The following is a 2919-nucleotide window of genomic DNA, read 5'->3' as shown; positions in this document are numbered from 1 at the left end:
GTGGCCGGCGAGCAGGGATCGCCGGACACGTGGCGCGATGTGCGCGGATTCTCGGTGAAGTTCTACACCACCGAGGGCAACTACGACATCGTCGGCAACAACACCCCGGTGTTCTTCATCCGCGACGGCATCAAGTTCCCCGACTTCATCCACTCCCAAAAGCGCCTCCCCGGCTCGGGTCTGCGCGACGCGGACATGCAGTGGGACTTCTGGACCCTCTCGCCGGAGTCGGCGCACCAGGTGACCTACCTGATGGGCGACCGCGGCCTGCCGCGTTCGTGGCGGCACATGCCCGGCTACGGTTCGCACACCTACCAGTGGATCGCCGCCTCCGGCGAGCGCTTCTGGGTCAAGTATCACTTCCACGCACTGCAGGGCAACGAACAGCTCACCGGCGCGCAGGCCGAAGCGATCGCGGGGGCGGATGCCGACTACTATCGCCGCGACCTGTATGACGCGATCGCGCGCGGCGAGCACCCCGCGTGGAAGGTCTCTGTGCAGGTGATGCCGTACGAGCACGCGTGGGAGTACCGATTCAACCCGTTCGACCTCACCAAGGTGTGGCCGCACAGCGACTATCCGCTGATCGAGGTCGGTGTGCACACCCTGAACGAGAACCCGGAGAACTTCTTCGCGCAGATCGAACAGGCCGCGTTTTCGCCGGCGAACACCGTGCCGGGCATCGACATCAGCCCCGACAAGATGCTGATGGCCCGCGTGTTCTCCTACCCCGATGCGCAGCGCTACCGGGTGGGCACCAACTACAACGAGCTGCCGGTGAACCGGCCGGTCGCGCCCGTGCACAACTATTCGCAGGACGGTGCCGCCCGCCACGGCTTCACCCCCGCCGACGCGCCCGTGTATGCACCCAACTCGTTCGGTGGTCCCGCCGCCGACGCGACGCGCGCCGGTGCGGGGTCGTGGGAATCTGACGGGGCGCTGCTGCGCGCCGCCGCGACCCTGCACTCCGACGACGACTTCGGCCAGGCGGGCGCGCTGTACCGCGAGGTGTTCGATGACGCGGCACGCGCTCGCTTCCTCGACACGATCACCGGTGCCGTGGGAGGGGTCACCCGCGACGACATCCGCGAGCGCGCGATCGAGTACTGGACGCATGTGGACGCCGATCTCGGACAGGCACTGCGCACCCGCCTGAGCGCGCAGGCCACGGCATCCGGAGCCCGCGCGTGAGCGCCCGCGGGAAGGGAATGCGCATCGCGGGTGGCGCGAGCGCCGCCGACACGGCCACCACGCGGATGCAGGACGCGCTCGGCCAGCACGGGCTGGAGGAGCAGGTCCGCGAGGCACTGGAACGCGTGGACGGCAAGCCGGGTCCGGACGTGGGCCCGATGCAGGTGGCGATGAGTGCGGAGGCCCGGATCCGGCTGATCCAGCGCGTGGTGCGCAGCTACCTGGACGAACAGGGCCACGCCGGCATCCGCGCGTGGGCGCACGCCCGGACCGCGCGACCGGTGCCCCGCGCAACACCCCGCACGGACTCCGCCACGGAAGACTCCGTCACGGCCTGACCACCCCTTGCCGGTGCGAATGTGCCGATGTGAGAGCGCCCCCTGGTCTTGCACCCCGGGGGGCGCTCTTGGCCGAGCGTTGTCGCCCCGGATTACTGCTTGACCGGTACCCGACACCGGCCTCGACACCGGCCTCAACCTCGAGGCGGGGCGCGTGATCAGTCCGCGAGGTCGCGCCGGAGGGTCACGAACCCCACTTCCAGCAGGTCAGGCTGTGAGATATTGAAACCCATAGACTTCCCTCGTTCTGATTGTGTCTCGTCCACGCTATCCGTGGGAAACGACACGCGTCCCCCGGCTCAACGCCCCGGTGCGACGGGGTTGACCGTGCGCACGCCGGGGAATCTCGCGAAGTCGGCATCGTTGGTCGCGACCGTCGCATCGTGCAAGAGCGCGTGGGCAGCAATGAGCGCGTCGGTAACGAGGTTGCCCGCACTTCCCGCCGCATCCACCAACGCCATCGCCTCCGCCAGGTGACGCTGGTCGGAGCGGAGCACGTCGACACCGGGCCGGTCCCACCATCCGGAGACGACTCGAGTGACAGCCTCCGTGGTCATCGGGACCTCGAGGACGCGCGCCGAGGTGGCCAACCGCACGAAACCCGCGACCACGACGGGAGCAAGCCCCACCGTCTCGGTTGAGGAGAGCAGCCCTTGCCACCAGTTTCTGGCGACGTCGTGCTGCGCAAAACCGTCGACGTGCGCGTACATCAGCACGTTGACGTCGGGAACGATCACGGAAGACGCTCGGTGCTGTCCGCCACGTGGAGGTCGTCGATCAGCTGATTCAGACGCGCCACGTCGATCCCTGCCCGCAGCCCGGAGGAGTGCACTGGCGCCACGTAGGGTGCCGGAACGGCCTCTGCAGGTGCCGCCAGTCCGCGGCGCAGAGCGTCGTTGACGACGTCCTTCATCGTGCGACGGTCGCGGTGCACCGCGTCGTCGAGCAGCCGTGCGACATCGTCGTCGAGCGTCAGGGTCGTACGCATAAGAGACACCATAGCATCATGATCAGGAGCATCATGATGCTCCGTCGTCTCCCCTTCCGCGGTCGCGAACCGCACGCCCGGCGAAACCTGGGGGCGAGCAGGCCGATGCCCGGCTCGCGACGGGCCGGTGCGTTACCCTATTGAGAATGCTTCTCAATACAGCGACACCTGGCCCGCGGACCGCTGCGTCACCGGTACCCGTCACCGTCCTCTCGGGTTTTCTGGGGAGCGGAAAGACCACACTGCTCAATCACGTCCTCTCCAACCGCGAGGGGCGACGCGTCGCGGTGATCGTCAACGATATGAGCGAAGTGAACATCGACTCCCGTCTCGTGGACGGGCCACTTCAGCTTGCGCGCGTTCCCGAAAAGCTGGTCGAGATGAGCAACGGATGCATCTGCT

5 protein-coding genes are annotated in these 2919 nt (G+C 67.7%); 3 read left to right on the top strand and 2 right to left on the bottom strand.

Translation table 11 applies throughout. From position 1 onward, the window contains the following. On the top strand, positions 1-1191 hold a 1191-nt coding region (locus ACK5KK_RS05635; RefSeq protein ID WP_416889113.1), incomplete at its 5' end, for a catalase. Then, a complete protein-coding gene (locus ACK5KK_RS05630; protein ID WP_416889112.1) occupies positions 1188-1529 on the top strand; it encodes a hypothetical protein in 342 nt (113 codons plus the stop codon). The genes ACK5KK_RS05635 and ACK5KK_RS05630, both read left to right, overlap by 4 nt. Before the next feature lie 299 nt (positions 1530-1828). Here ACK5KK_RS05630 and ACK5KK_RS05625 read toward each other — a convergent pair whose 3' ends face one another. Both ACK5KK_RS05625 and ACK5KK_RS05620 read right to left on the bottom strand, forming a co-directional pair. After that, a complete protein-coding gene (locus ACK5KK_RS05625; protein WP_416889111.1) occupies positions 1829-2266 on the bottom strand; it encodes a TA system VapC family ribonuclease toxin in 438 nt (145 codons plus the stop codon). After that, positions 2263-2517: a hypothetical protein gene (locus ACK5KK_RS05620; protein ID WP_416889110.1), complete on the bottom strand. Its 255-nt coding sequence runs from the start codon at positions 2515-2517 to the stop codon at positions 2263-2265. The genes ACK5KK_RS05625 and ACK5KK_RS05620 overlap by 4 nt, the downstream gene beginning before the upstream one ends. A gap of 146 nt (positions 2518-2663) precedes the next feature. On the opposite strand from ACK5KK_RS05620, the gene ACK5KK_RS05615 reads away from it, so the two are divergent. Beyond that, positions 2664-2919, top strand: a 256-nt coding sequence (locus tag ACK5KK_RS05615; RefSeq protein ID WP_416889109.1) for a CobW family GTP-binding protein, incomplete at its 3' end; no start/stop codon positions are given.

The sequence above is a fragment of the Microbacterium sp. genome (assembly GCF_047972865.1).
Taxonomy (GTDB): Bacteria; Actinomycetota; Actinomycetes; order Actinomycetales; family Microbacteriaceae; genus Microbacterium.
The sequence above is the reverse complement of the archived record's forward strand: the minus strand, read 5'-3'. Positions and strand labels throughout refer to the sequence as shown.

Coding starts and splice junctions, on each gene's coding strand:
- ACK5KK_RS05620 (WP_416889110.1), bottom strand. CDS start 2,517: ATGCGTACGACCCTGACGCTCGACGACGATGTCGCACGGCTGCTCGAC.